Below are 16918 nucleotides of genomic sequence, written 5' to 3' on the forward strand. Positions count from 1 at the left end.
ATAGACTACTAATCGTATATTTTTTATTCCCCATAAATGGTTTTACCTAAAGAGTCGGAAATTTGCTATATTTGCTGTTTTTCTGCGATATCTATTTTCGACTGATTATGAATACGGCAATCCAAGCAGCTCTCGATCATGCAGTGCAAACTTTACAGGCACAAAACGTACTCCCATCTGACTGGAACAATACAAGTAATTTGACGCGTACCAAAGACCGCAGCCACGGTGACTTTGCATCAAATATTGCCATGATCGCGTCTAAAGCTGCGGGTATGAAACCGCGTGATTTAGCAGAAAAAATTCTTGCTGCCCTGCCTGAAGTGGCGGATATCAGCAAGGCAGAAATTGCAGGCCCAGGCTTTATTAACTTCTTTTTAAATGCAGACCAGCGTTTTGCTGTGCTGGATCAGATTCAGGCTCAACAGGCAACATATGGTCGTACCCAGGCCAATGCGGAAAAACGCGTTCAGGTTGAATTTGTGTCTGCGAACCCGACTTCCAGCCTGCATGTAGGTCATGGTCGTGGCGCTGCTTATGGTATGACTGTTGCAAATCTGCTTGAAGCGACAGGTGCCAAAGTTGACCGTGAATATTATGTCAACGACGCTGGCCGTCAGATGGATATTTTGGCGACTTCAACTTATCTGCGTTATTTAGAATTGACAGGTCAGGAACTGGTGTTCCCGAAAAATGCCTATCAAGGTGATTACGTTAAAGAAATCGCACAAAGCATTATTGATAAAGACGGCGATATCTATGTTCGCCCTGTTGCAGACGTTTATAAAGATGTCCCTGAAGACGTACAGTATGCTGCCGAACCGGATGCTGAAGGCAATAAAGTGGTTGTTTCAGGCGATAAAGAAAAACACATTGATGGCCTGATCTTCAACTCACAAACTTTATTAAATGAAGGTTACCGTGTATTCCATCAAGCTGCGTTAAAAGCCATCCTTGATGATATTAAAGATGACCTCGGTGAATTCGGGGTGACTTTCAACCAGTGGTTCAGCGAAGCAACTCTGACTGAAAAAATTGATGAAGCGCTACAAACTCTAGATCAGCGAGGCTTCCTGTATGAAAAAGATGGCAACATCTGGTTCAAGTCGACTGAATTTGGTGATGAAAAAGACCGCGTAGTGAAACGCCGTAATGGTCAAACCACTTATTTCGCGTCTGATATTGCGTATCACCTAAACAAATTACAACGTGGCTATACCGATATCATTGATATCTGGGGTTCAGACCATCACGGTTATATCGCACGTGTAAAAGCAGCGATTGATGCTCTGGGCTATGACTCGAAAAAACTGACTGTACTTCTGGTTCAGTTTGTCAGCCTGTGGCGTGGTGGAGAGATGGTACAGATGTCCTCTCGTTCAGGCCAGTTCGTGACTTTACGTGACCTGCGTAAAGAAGTCGGTAATGATGCAGCGCGTTTCTACTATGTCATGCGTAAATCTGAACAGCACATTGACTTCGACCTTGACCTTGCCGTATCTCAAAGCAAGGACAATGCCGTGTATTACATCCAGTATGCGCATGCGCGGATCTGCCGTATGTTAGAAAAGGCAGCATCTACAGGCGTGAACTTTGATGCAACCACTGCACGTGGTCTGGCAGCCAAACTTGAGCTGGAAGCAGAAACTGAAATTCTGGCAAAACTGGCAGCTTATCCAGAGATTGTCGTTCGTGCTGCAAACAGCTATGAACCACATCAGATTGGTAACTACCTGAAAGAGCTGGCTGCGCTGTTTCATGGCTGGTACAACGACAACAAGGTTCTGGGCGATGATGCAGAATTAACTCAGGCACGTTTACTGTTATCTGTAAATGTTCGTCAGGTGCTGCGTAACGGTCTGGAACTGCTTGGTGTATCTGCGCCTGAGAGCATGTAAGCAAAACACTGTTTTGCATGCTCGCAAGGCAAGAGCTCCGCTCGAAGCAAAAATGTAAAGCACTGCTTTTACATTAACGCAAGACGAAGAGCTCTGCTCGAAGTCAGCATGCTAGTCATTGCCGTTTATCTGCTGAATAAATATTTTGTAACTTTAGCTATGTGCTTGAAGATGTAGATAAATTAAAATTCTGTGTGATTTGTGATCTAGATAATGACTTTTCTATCACGATCACATAGGATGAAGTCATAGTAGGGGCATAACTGCTGTTATGCCTTTTCTATTTGCCCCGATAAATAAGAGGAAATCCCAAGTGTTTGGAAAAACGCAGCGCGGTGTATCTGAAAGACCGAATAAGCCTAAAAAGCCACTTATTCCTACCTGGCTCGGCACACTCGTGATCATTTTAATCGTGTTAAGTTTTTTAATGGCACTCATGCTGTGGAAGCCATGGGAACCTGTTAAACCTAAAAACCAGGCTACGGCTGAACATTCTCAAGAAGAAGATACCAATAAAGACTACCGTTTTTATGATCTGTTGCCACAGCAGCAAGTGACACCGATTCCTGAAGAGGCGGTTCCTGAAGCAAAAAATCAGGAAGCAGTGGTGATTGTAGAGGCACCAAGGCCTGAAGTTGATGAATCAGAAACAGCAACTGAGCCAGGTCTGGATGCAACCGAAGCCCCAACTCCTGCTTCTGCAAGCTATATTTTACAAGTTCGTAGTTTTGATGACCCGGATCAGGCAGATGCCCGCCGTGCAGAAATCATTCTCAACGGTTTATCTGCAGATGTAGTCCGCAGTGTGGAAAATGGCAAGGTTTGGTATCGTGTCGTGTCTGGACCTTATGATTCAGCAGAATCTGCGATTATTGCACAGCAAACCTTACAGCACAGTGGTATCGATTCGATCGTTGTCAAACGATAAAGTTTAGAAAATAAAAAAGCGCCAGATGGCGCTTTTTTTTGAATCTTTTATCTCCTCCCTTTTTTAAAGGGAGGTTGGGAGGGATTTTAATTTTTTAACTCCCTCTTGCGAAGCAAGGCTTCTCACCTTTTTCAAAGGGAAAGAATCTAAGGGATATTTGTTATCATGAGATTCCCTCCTAAGCAAGCTTTGAAGCACTGCTTTGAATTGAAACGCAAGAGGAGGAAATTAGAATATTTAATCTCCCTCAATCCCCCTTTTTCAAAGGGGGAAGCAACATAACAGGAGATTAAAAGCTTTTTATAGGGTATGACCCAACGCCTCACCCATCAATACGGTTGAATTGGCTTTAAATTTCTCATCCCATTGCATCTTGTTTTCCTCAAACAGGATAACGGCGGTTGAACCTAGGTAAAAACGACCCAGTTCAGCGCCTTTTTCAAGGAATAAATTGTGCTGGTTTAGCTCGATACGACCAGATGGTTTTACCTTGCCAGTCGCCACAGTTTCAATACCAGCCACAATCATCGCACCAACTAGAACCACTGCCATACGACCAAGTTCGGTATCAAACAGACATACCATACGTTCATTACGGGCAAACAGACCTGGAATATTTTCGGCTGTGGTCTGGTTGACCGAGAACAGTTCACCCGGCACATATAAAGTTTCTGTTAGAGTTCCGGCAAATGGCATGTGAACACGATGATAGTCACGTGGTGACAGATACACCGTCGCAAACTCACCATTCTTGAATGGTTCTGCTAGTTGCGGATCAGCAATCAGGTTTTCAACCGTAAACTTCTGGCCTTTGGCCTGAAACACATCGCCATTTTCAATTTTACCCAGTTGGGAAATCGCGCCATCTGCCGGAGATACGATCGCAGTTGAATCAGCATCGACCGCACGCACTCCAGTTCTTAATCCACGGGTAAAGAAATCATTAAATGATTTGAATTTCAGGGCATTGGTTTGCTCAGCAATCGACATATCAATCCCGTATTTGGTCTTGAACGCTGCAATCACGGCTGTTTTTACCAGCGGATTTTCGCTGGCTGCAATTTTTCCCACCACACGGGACAGGCGATGCTGTGGCACCACTTTTTGGGCCTGGATAAACAGTTGTTGTTTTAGACGCGATGTGATGCTCAAGATGGCACCTCTCCTGTAGCGATTGGACTATCGAGGCGGTTGCCCCATTCACTCCACGCACCATCATAGGCTCGAATATTCCAGCCGAATAAGCGACCCAGAATATAAGCCAGACCTGAACGGTGATGGGACTGACAATACACCACAACCGGCTGATCCAGATCAAATCCCAGTTGTTCCAGACGCTGCTGAGTATGTGGTAAAGGATGTAATTTTAAATGATTTTGCCGGTTAAGGGCAGTACTCCACTCAAAATGACGTGCGCCCGGGATGTGACCACCGCGTCGCGCAGCCAGACGCAGGCCAGTGTATTCATCTTCTGTACGACAATCCCATACCTGAATTTTTTCATTTTCAATGAGTTGTTTTAATTCATCATAATCAATCTGAAACTCAGCCTTTCTTTCAAGATTGACTGGAACCAGATGATCGACAGGTATAAACGTTTCCTGATCTGATGAAGTCGGTAGTCCCGCACCCAGCCAGGCATGAATGCCGCCATTGAGTAAACTGGTATTTTCAAAGCCCATGCAATGCAGGTTCCAGAGCAGACGCCCTGCCCACGCACCGCCTTCATCATCATAAGCTACGACATGATGTTCAGGAGAAATATTCAGGTAACGAATTAAAGCTTCCAGCCCTTCTGCATCCGGTAACAGGCCCATGGCTGTTTCTTCCTGACGAACCAGCAGCTTGGGTTGCAGATGTAAGGCATGTGGAATATGCAATTGTTCATAAACCGACGCCCGGCTTAAATCAACAATTCGAAGTTTTTCATTTCCCAAATGTGGAACCAAATCTTCTGCTTCAATCAGCAGACCAAAGTCAAAGGCGGAAGCTGTCATCTTAGTAGTTGTCATTGCGGTCAAATCCTTTTGATCTTAGCACAGCTCATTTTTTCAATTATGTTGTTTTTATCTAGATCCTTAGCATAATTTTAGCTAAAGCTGATTTAAGAAAGACCATCATCCAAGAAAAAACCGCCTCATGATTGAAGCGGTTTTTTGAATCAAGCAGAGATTTTTAGGCAGGTTCTGAGATATTGAACACCTGACGCAAATATGCCAGGAAAGTATCATTATCCGTCATGGTTTTTCCTGGGCTATCGGAGATTTTCGCTACCGACTGACGGTTGCATTCCACCAGTTTCAATACGATATTTAGCGGCGTCTGCCCCATGTCATTGGTCAGATTGGTGCCGATCCCGAAGCTGACCTGAAAGCGATCTTTAAAGTATTGATGCAATTTCCAGGCTTTTTCCAGATTCAGGCCATCACTAAAAGTCAGCATTTTGGTTTTGCTGTCAATTTTCAGCTTTTTATAGTGAGCATAAGCCTTGTCACCCCATTCATAGGGATCGCCACTATCATGACGCAAGCCGTCAAACAGTTTGGCAAAGTACAGGTCAAAGTCACGCAGGAAAGCATCCATACCGACTACATCGGTCAAGGCAATTCCAAGGTCACCACGGTATTCCTGTACCCAGGTTTCCAGGGCGGCTTTCTGGAAATTACGCAGACGCACATCTAACGCCTGAAAGGCTTGCAGAAATTCATGTGCCATGGTGCCAATCGGGGTAATACCCAACTCTTTGGCTAAATACACATTACTGGTCCCACGGAATACGTGCGGTGCAGCTTTATTAAATTCTTCGACCACATGCTTTTGCCAGTCAAAACTATAACGACGGCGGGTACCAAAGTCCGAGACCAGGAATGGTGGATCATTCGGGTTCTGCGCGGCATCATACTGTTTTAAAAGTTCAATTTTAGCTTTTAAACGGCGCTCACCTTCAGCTAGCACTTCAGATGTACGAATGCGGCTAAAATACAGTTCATTCACAATGGCCAGTACAAAGATTTCAAACATCATTGCCTGAACCATGGGGCCTTCAATAGTAATATCCAGGCGGCCTTCATTGTCGATGGTGGCCTTAATAAAACGGCGTTTGAGCTGGAATAGTTCCAGATAATCCACAAAATCGCTTTTGATAAAACGCAGGCTGCGTAAATATTGTAATTCGTCTTCTTTAAATTTGAGCTGACACAGCAAATCCAGTTGGTGATTCAAATCATCCAGAATATCCGTCAGCGGATATTCCGTATCTTCCAGGTTGCGACAACGGAAATGATAGACACTATGCGTTTGTGGAAACTTGTGTAATACCACTTGTAGCATGGTGAATTTATACAAGTCAGTATCTAACAAAGAGTGGATAATTGGAGCCATAACTAAGGGAAATATCGCTGTGCTTATCCCGCATTAAAGCATAAAAGTTTAGGCAATATTGCAGGATTTACGTACAGCTAGCTGAATTATCGACAAAAGTTCAAGAAAATAAACTGCTTCCCACACAGTTATTTGACTGCTTTCAGCCCGTTTTCCTGTTCCTTGATAATTTTTTGTAGCTGCTTTTCCTGACCGATCACCTTGGCAAATTCAGCTGTGGTTTTTTGCCCGGTTTTCTTGGCTTGGGCATCACAGTCGACCTGACGCAGCTGTTTGGCAATGGCAAATTCCATTTTAAACAAGGCACCCATCAAGGCTGTATTGCCACGGTTGTCCCGGGCGCAGCGGTCTGCCCCTTTGGCCAGTAAGGTGGTCACAATATCCTGATGGCCATAATAGGTTGCCATCATCAACGAGGTATAACCATCTTGATTGCGTACATCGACTGGAAAGCCGTGCTTTAAAAATTCATTGATCACTTCGCTATTGCCGATTTTAGCCGCAGCAAAAAACAGATCGATCAATTCCTGTTGTGAGGTCATCTGAACGCTTGCCGCAGTTTTTGCAGGGGAGACATTCTTCACTTCAGCAGCAGTTGCGAATGCGGAACTAAAGGCAAGAATACTGGCTAAAAATGTATATGGCAGAACTTTCATGATGAACTCCAACAGAAATCGAAAGGAAAATTTAAGTCTTGAAAGACTCAATTGACCTGAGATGGAATAAAAAACAGAGTGCCTGTAAAACTCCCCCTAGGGTGCAGGAAAGGTTTGGAGTATTACAGGACTTTTTGGAGGTGATGCGCTAGGCCCTAGTCACCAGTTCTTCAAGACCAATCGGGATTAGTCTTTTAATTTTGCAGCTTTGGCTTTAACGATTGAGATGTCACCATTTACAGCTTTAGTCATGCGCATACCGTAGTCAGCATCTGCCTTATAGAAGTAAGACAACATGATGTGCTTGGTTTCTGAATCTTTGACATTGCCCAGATCAGCCGCCAGGTTCATGATCAGGTCATCTTTCTCTTTGGCAGTATATGAACGGTACAAGTCACCTGCTTGCTTGAAGTTTTGCTCTTTAGTAGCGATCTGCTGAACATGACCAGTCAATGGTGTTTCAACTGCACGTGCTTTTTCAGTCGCCGGTTTAGGCTCTTTACGGCTTGGCTCGTAGTTCACATCAGAGTCACGTTCAGACACATTCATGTGACCTTCCTGGTTATTGTTGTTCACATTCACCACAGGACGGTTTACCGGAATTTGCTGATGGTTCGCACCTAGACGATACATTTGTGTATCTGAATAAGAGAAGATACGGCCTTGAAGCAAACGGTCTTCAGAGGGTTCGATACCTGGGACCAGATTACCTGGTGCAAATGCAGCCTGTTCAGTTTCATTGAAGAAGTTCTTCGGCATACGGTTGAGTGTCAATGTACCGACTTTCACTTCTGGAACCAGTTTGGTTGGCCAGATTTTGGTTGGGTCTAGCGGATCGAAATCAAAGCTGTTCAGATCTTTAGGATCAAGCACCTGAATATACAGATCCCATTTCGGGAAATTACCTGCATAGATGTTGTTATAAAGATCGTTGGTCAAGTGGTTGAAATCTTTACCTTGTTGTGCAGCCGCTTCTTTGACATTCAAGCCCTTCACGCCCTGTTTAGAGCGGAAGTTGAATTTCACGTACTTGTATTCGCCTTTGTCGTTATACAGTTTGTAGGCATGTACACCAAAACCGTCCTGTTCGCGGTAGCTGGTTGGGACACCTTGCTTGCCATAAACATAAGTCAGCATGTTGGTTGCCCAAGGCTGGCTAGACAGAAAGTCAAACACACGGTTGGCATCTTGTACGTTGGTGACGGGGCTTGGTTTCATCGCGTGGATGAAGTCCGGGAATTTGATCGCATCACGGATAAAGAAGACTGGTGTCTGGTTACCGACCAAGTCCCAGTTACCTTCCTGGGTATAGAATTTGATGGCGAAACCGTGCGGGTCACGTAGGGTCTCTGGTGAACCTTTACCATGAATGACGGTAGACATGCGCACAAAAACTGGAGTTTTGGTACCGGCCTTGAATAAAGAAGCAATTGTTAAATCAGACAGATCTTTCGTCGTAACGAATTCACCATAAGCACCCGTACCACGTGCGTGTACGACACGTTCAGGAATGCGCTCACGGCCAAAACGTTGCAGTTTTTGAACCAGTTGTACATCCTGCAGCAAAGTTGGACCTTGTGGACCCGCAGTGATCGAGTTCTGGTTATCACCGACTGGTGCCCCGTTATCTTTGGTTAATGGTGCAGCTTGTGCAGCTGTCACCGTTGCAAGCATTGCAACAAGTAATGAACGCTTAAACATTTCTAAATCTCTCAATTTAATACCTTTCCTGCATGCAGCTAAGATACTTGAGAGCAAAAAATAGATAAAACAGATAATTTTTATGATTATGATCGTGTTTTTAGATAGTTTAAAATATTATCAATGCTAATCAATCAATTAAGCCCATTTTTTAGACATTAACTTAATAACAGATGAGTCTGATCTTGCTACAATGGCGGCAATTTTGAATCTGACTAAAATTGATTATGCGTGCATTATTACAACGGGTACTGGAAGCCAAAGTCGTGGTCGATGGTGAAACCACCGGAGAAATTGGCAAAGGTATTCTGGTTTTTCTAGGTTTAGGTAAAGAAGACAATCTGGAAAAAGGTAAAAAACTGATTGATAAGATATTGAAATACCGTTTCTTTGATGATGAGCAGGGCAAGATGGGCTGGAATGTCAGTCAGGCCGGTGGCGGTTTACTGCTGGTGTCCCAATTTACCTTGATGGCGCAAACCCAAAAAGGCTTACGTCCGGACTTTGGTCCCGCCATGCCGCCAAGCGATGCCAAGGTCTTGTATGAACAGCTGGTTGAATATGCGCAGAGCCAGTTCGAAAATGTACAAACCGGTATTTTTGCGGCCGATATGAAAGTGCATCTGGTCAATGATGGGCCGGTAACGTTTAATCTGGAAGTTGAATAAACCGTCATTGTTCCAAAATGAAAAAAGCCCTCTTGATGAGGGCTTTTTTATGATAATCCTTCCCTAGCCCCTCCTTTAATTAAAGCAGGGGGATTAGGAGTTATTTACCAGTTTTCTCTTTAATAAACTGGCGTGCCATTTTCACTTTTTCTTTGACCGGTTTTGGCAGTTTAGGCGGAATCATTTTCGCAACCTGGTTAAACCAGACCAGCAGACCAAAATCACCTTCCATTTTAATCGTGCCACTTTGCATACCGGTCATGAATGCAGTCGGATCACCTTTGAGCAACGTTTTTACGCCCTGTTCACTGTCAGCAAATTGCAGTACAAAATCAGCTTTTTCTGCATCACCTGAAACAGTATCAATATGACCATTATTCACAACGATCTGACGTGCCATTCCTTCATCTGTTCCAATCTGAATACGGAACTGGCGTTCATGTACCAATTCAATAAATTTCGGGCTGGTACGTGCTAACTGCTTCATACGTAATGCAAGACCTGCGACCAGCAAATCAAGTGGATCGGTACTGAGGTCAACCAAAGGAAGTTTGAGCACAGGAATGGAGGACAGTTTCATGGAATTATGCCTATTCTAATTGTACGAAAATTGACAAATATCCTAGCATAGATCAAAGCCAGGCAGATGCAGGACTTTGTATCATATTTCTAAACGAAAAATGCACCCGCAGGTGCATTATTTCGCTGATATTAGAGAACTTAACGGCTAGATAGCTGCTGCTGGTCATCTTCATACACTGGTGTATGTTCGATATAACGGCGTTTAGCCAAAGCACGCTCTGCACGTCGATCTTCACGCAATAACAGTAAGGTCACTACGACCATCACGGCCGTTAAAGCTGTCAGATAGCTATATGTCATCGGGAGCTCAAACAAGGCTTGAGTACCTACTCGAATCACTTCGATCAGGCCCCAGGCTAGCATTCCCGCAGCCATAAAACTTAACCAGCGACGATAAGGCGAGAAGAAAACAGCAAGCACAGCCGCGGCGACTAAACTAAAGCCTACGAGAGTTGCTAGATTCGCTGTTACCATATAAACCCCTCCATCCAAAAGGATAGTGTGTATGCTTGATATTGCAACCGTCCTACCTATTGAATTTCGTTAAATCAATAAAATGGAATGTGTCGATTTGTATCTCTATGCATGCATTATGCTGAGTTTTTTGCATAAAAAAAGTCCTGTTTTCTCCCCTTACGACATACTCTGTCGCGATATTATTTTGTCATTACATTTTTTATTTTCACAGTATTTGTGGATCAATTGCTGCGTCGATGTTGGCGTGTCATTACAAAATCATATGCCCTTTCATCGACTTAAAAAAAATATTTTCCGTTTAAGATGATCGGGGTATTTATAGACAAGCTGCGCCGTCCCTCGATAAAAGTTAAGCTAAAAATATAAAAAAACGCGACCCTAAGGCCGCGTTGGATTTCACCGAAAAGCTATGTGTTACGCGCGGCTCAGATCTTTATCATGTACACCGAGCAGGTAGAGCACACCATCCAGACCCACGCTGGAAATGGCCTGATTGGCATTCTGACGAACCAAAGGCTTGGCACGGAAAGCCACACCTAGGCCCGCAATTGAAAGCATTGGCAGGTCGTTGGCACCATCACCTACAGCAATGGTCTGTTCCAGAGAAATTCCCATATTGTCGGCAATTTCACGGAGCAATAAAGCCTTGCGTGCGCCATCCACAATATGACCTTTGACTTCGCCTGTCACCACGCCATCCTGCACATCCAGAACGTTGGCATGAACTTCATCAATTCCCAGTTTGGCTTGCAGATATTCTGCAAAATACTGGAATCCACCAGACAGAATTGCGGTACGGTAGCCCAGTGCTTTCAGGGTTGAAATCAGGCGTTCTGCACCTTCAGTCACGGTCAGACGCTCAGCAATTTTTGGCAATACCGATGCATCCATGCCTTTTAATAAAGCAACACGAGCACGGAAACTTTGCTGGAAGTCCAGCTCGCCCTGCATCGCGCGTTCAGTAATTTCAGAGACTTGGATACCGACACCAGCTTCGATCGCCAGCTCATCAATCACTTCCTGCTCGATCAGGGTCGAGTCCATGTCAAAGCAGACCAGACGACGGTTACGGCGGTAAGCATTATCTTCCTGTACTGCCACATCGACATTCAGGTTATTCGACAGGCTTAAGCAGGCTGCACGCATGGCTGCTGCATCCAGCATCTGGCCTTTCAGACCAAACTGTACACAGGCACGTTTAGGGCCAGTATTGGAACCATCCAGCTCAGGACGGCCAGAAAGACGGGTCACGGTTTCAATATTGAAGCCCTGACTCGACACGATTTTGGTCACGGCTTGCAGATGAGAGGCATTTAATTCCGGGGCCAATGCCGTTACGATATAACGCGTGCGGCCACCCTCTCTTACCCACTGTTCATATTCAGCAGCAGAGATTGGTTTAAAGCGCACTGTTAACCCGATATCATGTGCTAGAATCAGGATTTCCTTCATGGCTAATGCTGTTGCAGTTTGGTCATCAGACGATACAACAATACCTAAGGTCAGTTGATTATGAATGACCGCTTGCCCCACATCTAGAATCTGTAAGGAATGAGCGGACAAAACCTGCATTAATCGTGTAAATTGATTAGGCTGGTCGGGTCCTAAGAATGATATAAGAATGATTTCTCGCATGAATTGACTCGGGTCTGAGCTACAACTATTGTTAGAATCATAATCGAAATTGAACAGAATTGCCTTGGAAGTTTACGTTGAATGCGCCTAGACAAGGGCTATTTGCTAGCCTACTGATTGTAAGTTTTGCTCTGCATACCTTTTTACTGGTATTGGCAACGACTCACCAACTGAATGATAACCGTGCCAACCAGGGACAGCTCATGACGAGCCAACTGGTCACAGACAGCCTGGCGGAGCTTGAACCGGCGAACCGCGTTTCTCTGGCACTTCTGGCCAACCGTTATGCGACTAACCCAAGCGTTGCTTCAATTCGTATCCTGGATGCGAATGGTCAGGTTTTAGCCACTGGTGGACTGACCAAGACCCGTGATGGGGAAGTTTTTGTCCGAGATGCCCTGCAAAACGAGAAAAAAGTCGGTGTGATCGAAATCACCCTGATTGAGCCAAGTATTGGTGAAATTCTGCGGACTCAATGGCTCGCCATTCTGTTCTCTTTCATTATTCATGGTTTGCTTTGGGTCGGTTATCGTGCGGTAGCGCGTCCAAGCCGTACCGAGTATCTGGCACGTATCAATAATGAATCGCGACTGAAATTCGAGATTCAGACCTTGACTCAGGCACTGGAACAGGAAAAGCATAATGCTGCCCTCGCCATTGCCCAGGCACAGCAAGCCCTGAAAAACAAACCGAAAGAAAAAGACAGCAAACCGGTGGTCCTGGATACCGATAGCCTGAGTTTGAACATTCAGTTCTATGATCCAAAACAGTTGCTGGATAGCGTGAATAAAACGGTATCAGTTCCTTATTTCAACCTGTGCCAGATTTTCCTGAATAAAGCGACTGAACTGTGCATCCAGCATTACAAACTGAATAGCACAGATATTTGTACCGTGCACAAGTTTGATGAAAAAGGCGCCAGTATCAGTATTGCGGCAGACAAGCCAGATGCCCTCGCCTGTTTGACCATGATCAGTTCAGTATTCCAGTTGCTTTCGGAAGTCCTGTATAAGCGTTATCGTGAAGAAAAACGTTTTGTCCTGCAGACACGTAGCGCAATTTCTTCAGCCGTTGAAGAAATGCAGCTTAATTCCGTTCAGGCTGCAGAACGTCTGGTTCAGCAACTAGTCGCTAAGGAAAGTGCACTGCATGTTCCTAATGCCCTGTTGAAACAAATCGCGGACCACTTTGAGCTGGTCAGCATGCCAAATCCGACCAATGTTCTGACCCGTCATGCCTTTGTGGTCAATGGGATGGATGCGGAAAGTGCTGAACTAGCGCAAAGCTTCAGAACCGAGATTCTCAAATCGAAACAGTCTAAAGCGTCCTAAGTCACAGAAAGCAAAAAGCCCGATTGAATATCGGGCTTTTTATATGAGAGAAATAAAATCTTCAGCAGTCAGGATGTTATCTATCTGCGGAAGTATCTTGTGCTGATGCAGATTCAATTGTCTTACTTTTGGCGGCCCAGTACGTCGCCAAGGCGGGTCCAGAAATGTTATGCCATAGGCTGAAAATAGCACTTGGAACCGCAGTGATGGGAGACGCGGCAAAATGGGTCGCAGCCAACGCTACCCCTAAACCAGAATTCTGCATTCCCACTTCAATCGAAACCGCGCGACAATCGATTTCTGCCAGTTTCAATATTCGGCTTGCCCAATAACCCAATAAGTAGCCCATTCCATTGTGTAAAGCCACAAGACCCAAAATCATTAACCCGGATTCCAGAATCTGGGTTTTACTGCCGGCAATAATTGCCGCCACAATTGCGACAATGGCAATCACCGAAATTACTGGCATTACCTGGATATAGCCTTCTACCCTGGTTTTTAGAAGGGCACGGACAATCAAACCTAAAATGATTGGAAACAGCACCACTTGCAGAATCGAAATCAGCATGGATAAGGCATTAATTTCAATCCATTGGCTGGCCAGCAGATAAAAAATTGCCGGAGTCAAAAGCGGTGCCAATAAAGTTGATACCGAAGTACACGCCACAGACAAGGCTGTATTGCCTTTGGCCATATAGGTAATCACATTTGATGCCGTACCACCTGGACAGCAGCCTACCAGAATCACACCAATCGCAATTTCAGCCGGAAGCTGGAATAGCTGACAGAGCAAAAAGGCTAACCCTGGCATCACCATAAACTGAGCCACGACCCCAATCGCAACGGCCTTGGGACTTTGCAAGATACTTTTAAAATCACCTGGCGTCATGGTCATGCCCATGCCGAACATGATCAGACCCAGCATCCAGGGAATATAGGCGCGTAACCAGACAAAAAGATCCGGCAGCATCAAGGCAATGGCTGAAAACAGAATGACCCATAGAGCAAAGGTCTTTTGGACAAACTGGCTAAATTGAAGAAGTGCTGACATGGGAAAATCCAAGTGTCATGAAAAAGAAATCAAGGCATCTGTGGATGCCTCAAAGTAAACAAACCATTGCATAATGGCAAATGGCCCTAATCGCCTTAAGTCAGCGCTTAGGCAGCATTAATAATATCTTTCAGATAAATCCGTTTTACACCCTGTGCCAGCATGTCCTGCCAGGCATGTTGTAGCGAACCGTTCAGGTCTATACCTTTGGTGGCATCCGCAATGACATAGGCCTTAAAGCCGAGTTTGCAGGCATCCATCGCAGTCCAGGCCACACAAAAATCAGTCGCGATACCCACGATGAATACGGTATCAATACCGCGCTCACGTAAATAGCCGGCCAGACCGGTACTGGTTTTTTGATCAGCTTCCATAAAGGCGGAGTAACTGTCGATATTTTGATGAAAGCCTTTACGGATAATCAGTTGGGCTTGTGGAAGGTTCAGCTCCGGATGTAATTCAGCATCTTCAGTTCCTTGTACACAATGACTCGGCCAGAGTACCTGAGAACCATAATCCAGCTGAATCGTGTCATAGGCTGCTTGAGCAGGATGATTGTCTGCAAAGGAAATATGCTCTGCCGGATGCCAATCCTGAGTCAGTACAATATTCTGAAAGTACTGCCCCAATCGGTTGATATTCGGAATAATCTGATCGGCATTGGTAACAGCCAGATTTCCACCTGGGGTAAATCCTTTTTGTACATCCACCACAATCAGCGCCGCATTTTGCATCATTTTCATCCCTTGAAATCTGAGTTTGCATCCAAGCATAGCTTAAAACTAAAGAAAATTTTTAGCCCTTTAGGTAAAAATAGAATGACTCTGCATTCTGATAAAACGCATGATGAGTTAACTGTAAAAGCTATTGCTCTCCAAAACATAGAAAGAATTTGTCTTAAGCTGAACTGATACTGGAAAATAAAAAGCCTGCATCAGTGCAGGCTTTTCGGATATTCATCTTTTTATTTTTAAACCTTGGTACGGCTGACCAGGAGTAGCATACATACCGCAGAGATTACGATACATGGAATCGCTGCCGAGATCACCCCTGCTGCACCGAAGCCTGCTGTCAGTAGCTGACCCGCAATTGCAGGGCCAAGCATGGCGCCGATACGGCCAACTGCGGAAGCAACACCTACCCCTGTACCACGTACTTCAGTTGGGTAAACGATACTACCGAAGGCATAGAGTACACCCTGACAGCCAATCACAAAGGCACCTGCCAGTGCTGCGGCCATGTACATTTGCTCAAGTGAGCTTGCACCGTTCAACGCTAATAGACCCGCCAGGATACCGCCGTACATCAATAGAATGACATACGCTTTTTTCAGGCGATCCGTCAGCATACCCAAAATCACGGTACCAATCGTTGCAGTCACCATAAAGTAGAACTGTGCAGTTGAACCATCTTTACGGGTGAAGCCCAGTTCCATGAACAATGATGGCAACCAGCTCAACATAATGTACACCACCATCAGGGTGAAGAAGTAACTCACCCAGATGCAAAGCGTACGAAGCAAGTTGTCAGAGTTAAACAGATCCTTGAATGAACCCTGAGGAGATGCTGCACGTTCTGCGGCTGTCTTGTTTTGTGCCTTTATGTATTCTTTAGATTCAGGCAGACACAACATCATCAGTGGAATCACAATGATGGGTAATAAACCACCTAAGTAAAAAACATTTTTCCAGTTTGCACCGAATTCAGTTGCTGCGATTAAAGACAAGATTGCAGCACCCACTGGCATACCACAGTACATCAGGCCCACGGCACGTCCACGGTTTTGTGGAGCCACGGCTTCAGAAGCCAGCGTGATTAAGATTGGCATTGCACCGCCAAGACCCGCACCCGCCAGAAAACGAACTGCCAGCAAACTGTGGAAACTGTTCACCCACACGGTACATAAGGTAAATAGTGCAAAAATTGCGGTTGACCAGATTAAAACTTTCTTACGACCAATACGGTCCGCGAATCGACCACCGACCAGTGCACCAGGCAATAAGCCCAGAATCCCTGCACTAAAAAACACACCCAATTGTGAGCTATCCAGACCAAAGTGCTCACGAATACCAGCAGCGGCAATCCCGGCAGCCTGAATATCCAGGCCTTCAATCACAGCGATCAGAAAGCAGATCCCTACCGTGATGATCGCGTGCTTATTGTCTGATTTTTCCATTGGAATATCCTTGTTCAATCAGCGTTCAAAAGAGAGGCCATCATCTATGAGCGCTCAAATAGAATTAACTACCAATAAGTTGAACAATTTGCTCGGATATACTGAAAAATCCAGAAAATTGATGACCTTAAGATGCTGTTCGATAAAGTCAAAAAAGCAATTAATGAGAAGTATTAAAATCCCAGTATTTTTGGATTTAGACTTATACATCAAACCCGGAAATTCAACAGTGAGAAAAATTCGGGGCCGATCACTAATACGAAAAAAAGATTAGTTCAGGTATTTTTGCTTTTTATTCCTCATAAATGAGGTTTATTGTTCGATATATTTTAGCTCTTAATTCATCGAATATAAATATTAATACTCCCCTAAAACGCCATAAAAGAATGTTTTCTAAATCTATTTAATTCACTTAAGTAACTTATTCTTTGTAT

General features: G+C 44.7%; 15 protein-coding genes. 4 read left to right on the top strand and 11 right to left on the bottom strand.

Annotated elements, in window-relative coordinates:
* Positions 1 to 107: 107 nt before the first annotated feature.
* The gene (gene argS / locus FTV14_RS05445; protein WP_180031966.1) at positions 108 to 1898 is read left to right on the top strand and encodes an arginine--tRNA ligase; all 1791 of its coding nucleotides are present in this window, start codon (positions 108 to 110) and stop codon (positions 1896 to 1898) included.
* Between the two features lie 313 nt (positions 1899 to 2211).
* On the top strand, positions 2212 to 2826 hold the full coding sequence (locus FTV14_RS05450) for an SPOR domain-containing protein (RefSeq protein ID WP_159124212.1): 615 nt from the start codon (positions 2212 to 2214) through the stop codon (positions 2824 to 2826).
* A gap of 300 nt (positions 2827 to 3126) precedes the next feature.
* Here FTV14_RS05450 and asd read toward each other — a convergent pair whose 3' ends face one another.
* The 5 genes from asd to FTV14_RS05475 all read right to left on the bottom strand — a co-directional run bounded on the left by asd (position 3127) and on the right by FTV14_RS05475 (position 8564).
* A complete protein-coding gene (asd, locus tag FTV14_RS05455; RefSeq protein WP_180031968.1) occupies positions 3127 to 3978 on the bottom strand; it encodes an archaetidylserine decarboxylase in 852 nt (283 codons plus the stop codon).
* On the bottom strand, positions 3975 to 4823 hold the full coding sequence (locus tag FTV14_RS05460) for a sulfurtransferase (protein ID WP_180031982.1): 849 nt from the start codon (positions 4821 to 4823) through the stop codon (positions 3975 to 3977). The genes asd and FTV14_RS05460 overlap by 4 nt, the downstream gene beginning before the upstream one ends.
* Before the next feature lie 178 nt (positions 4824 to 5001).
* Positions 5002 to 6207 carry a nicotinate phosphoribosyltransferase gene (gene pncB / locus FTV14_RS05465; RefSeq protein ID WP_180031970.1) on the bottom strand — a complete coding sequence of 402 codons (1206 nt, stop codon included), beginning with the start codon at positions 6205 to 6207 and terminating at the stop codon, positions 5002 to 5004.
* A 128-nt stretch (positions 6208 to 6335) separates the two neighbouring features.
* Entirely contained in the window at positions 6336 to 6863 is a 528-nt protein-coding gene (locus FTV14_RS05470) for an ankyrin repeat domain-containing protein (RefSeq protein ID WP_180031972.1), read from the bottom strand.
* Positions 6864 to 7049: 186 nt separating this feature from the next.
* Complete coding sequence (locus tag FTV14_RS05475; RefSeq protein ID WP_180031974.1) at positions 7050 to 8564, bottom strand: catalase; 1515 nt, start codon at positions 8562 to 8564, stop codon at positions 7050 to 7052.
* 227 nt (positions 8565 to 8791) lie between these two features.
* On the opposite strand from FTV14_RS05475, the gene dtd reads away from it, so the two are divergent.
* Positions 8792 to 9232, top strand: coding sequence for a D-aminoacyl-tRNA deacylase (gene dtd / locus FTV14_RS05480; RefSeq protein WP_004281259.1), 441 nt, complete (start codon positions 8792 to 8794; stop codon positions 9230 to 9232).
* Between the two features lie 100 nt (positions 9233 to 9332).
* On the opposite strand, the gene FTV14_RS05485 is transcribed toward dtd, so the two are convergent.
* The 3 genes from FTV14_RS05485 to serB form a co-directional block, all read right to left on the bottom strand.
* Complete coding sequence (locus tag FTV14_RS05485; protein ID WP_004281258.1) at positions 9333 to 9812, bottom strand: SCP2 sterol-binding domain-containing protein; 480 nt, start codon at positions 9810 to 9812, stop codon at positions 9333 to 9335.
* A gap of 140 nt (positions 9813 to 9952) precedes the next feature.
* The gene (aciT, locus tag FTV14_RS05490) at positions 9953 to 10288 is read right to left on the bottom strand and encodes a ciprofloxacin tolerance protein AciT (protein ID WP_034703185.1); all 336 of its coding nucleotides are present in this window, start codon (positions 10286 to 10288) and stop codon (positions 9953 to 9955) included.
* A 417-nt stretch (positions 10289 to 10705) separates the two neighbouring features.
* Entirely contained in the window at positions 10706 to 11926 is a 1221-nt protein-coding gene (serB, locus tag FTV14_RS05495; RefSeq protein ID WP_166137537.1) for a phosphoserine phosphatase SerB, read from the bottom strand.
* A 77-nt stretch (positions 11927 to 12003) separates the two neighbouring features.
* Here serB and FTV14_RS05500 point away from each other — a divergent pair, with 77 nt between their 5' ends.
* Positions 12004 to 13257, top strand: coding sequence for a hypothetical protein (locus FTV14_RS05500; RefSeq protein ID WP_180014874.1), 1254 nt, complete (start codon positions 12004 to 12006; stop codon positions 13255 to 13257).
* 76 nt (positions 13258 to 13333) lie between these two features.
* Here the strand turns inward: FTV14_RS05500 and FTV14_RS05505 are convergent, their stop codons facing one another.
* The 3 genes from FTV14_RS05505 to mhpT all read right to left on the bottom strand — a co-directional run bounded on the left by FTV14_RS05505 (position 13334) and on the right by mhpT (position 16484).
* A complete protein-coding gene (locus FTV14_RS05505) occupies positions 13334 to 14308 on the bottom strand; it encodes a bile acid:sodium symporter family protein (RefSeq protein ID WP_180031976.1) in 975 nt (324 codons plus the stop codon).
* A gap of 107 nt (positions 14309 to 14415) precedes the next feature.
* The gene (gene pncA, locus FTV14_RS05510; protein ID WP_180002566.1) at positions 14416 to 15045 is read right to left on the bottom strand and encodes a bifunctional nicotinamidase/pyrazinamidase; all 630 of its coding nucleotides are present in this window, start codon (positions 15043 to 15045) and stop codon (positions 14416 to 14418) included.
* A 233-nt stretch (positions 15046 to 15278) separates the two neighbouring features.
* On the bottom strand, positions 15279 to 16484 hold the full coding sequence (gene mhpT / locus FTV14_RS05515; RefSeq protein ID WP_180002565.1) for a 3-(3-hydroxy-phenyl)propionate transporter MhpT: 1206 nt from the start codon (positions 16482 to 16484) through the stop codon (positions 15279 to 15281).
* Between the last annotated feature and the right edge of the window lie 434 nt (positions 16485 to 16918).

The organism is Acinetobacter sp. YH12236 (assembly GCF_013417645.1).
Classification (GTDB): domain Bacteria; phylum Pseudomonadota; class Gammaproteobacteria; order Pseudomonadales; family Moraxellaceae; genus Acinetobacter.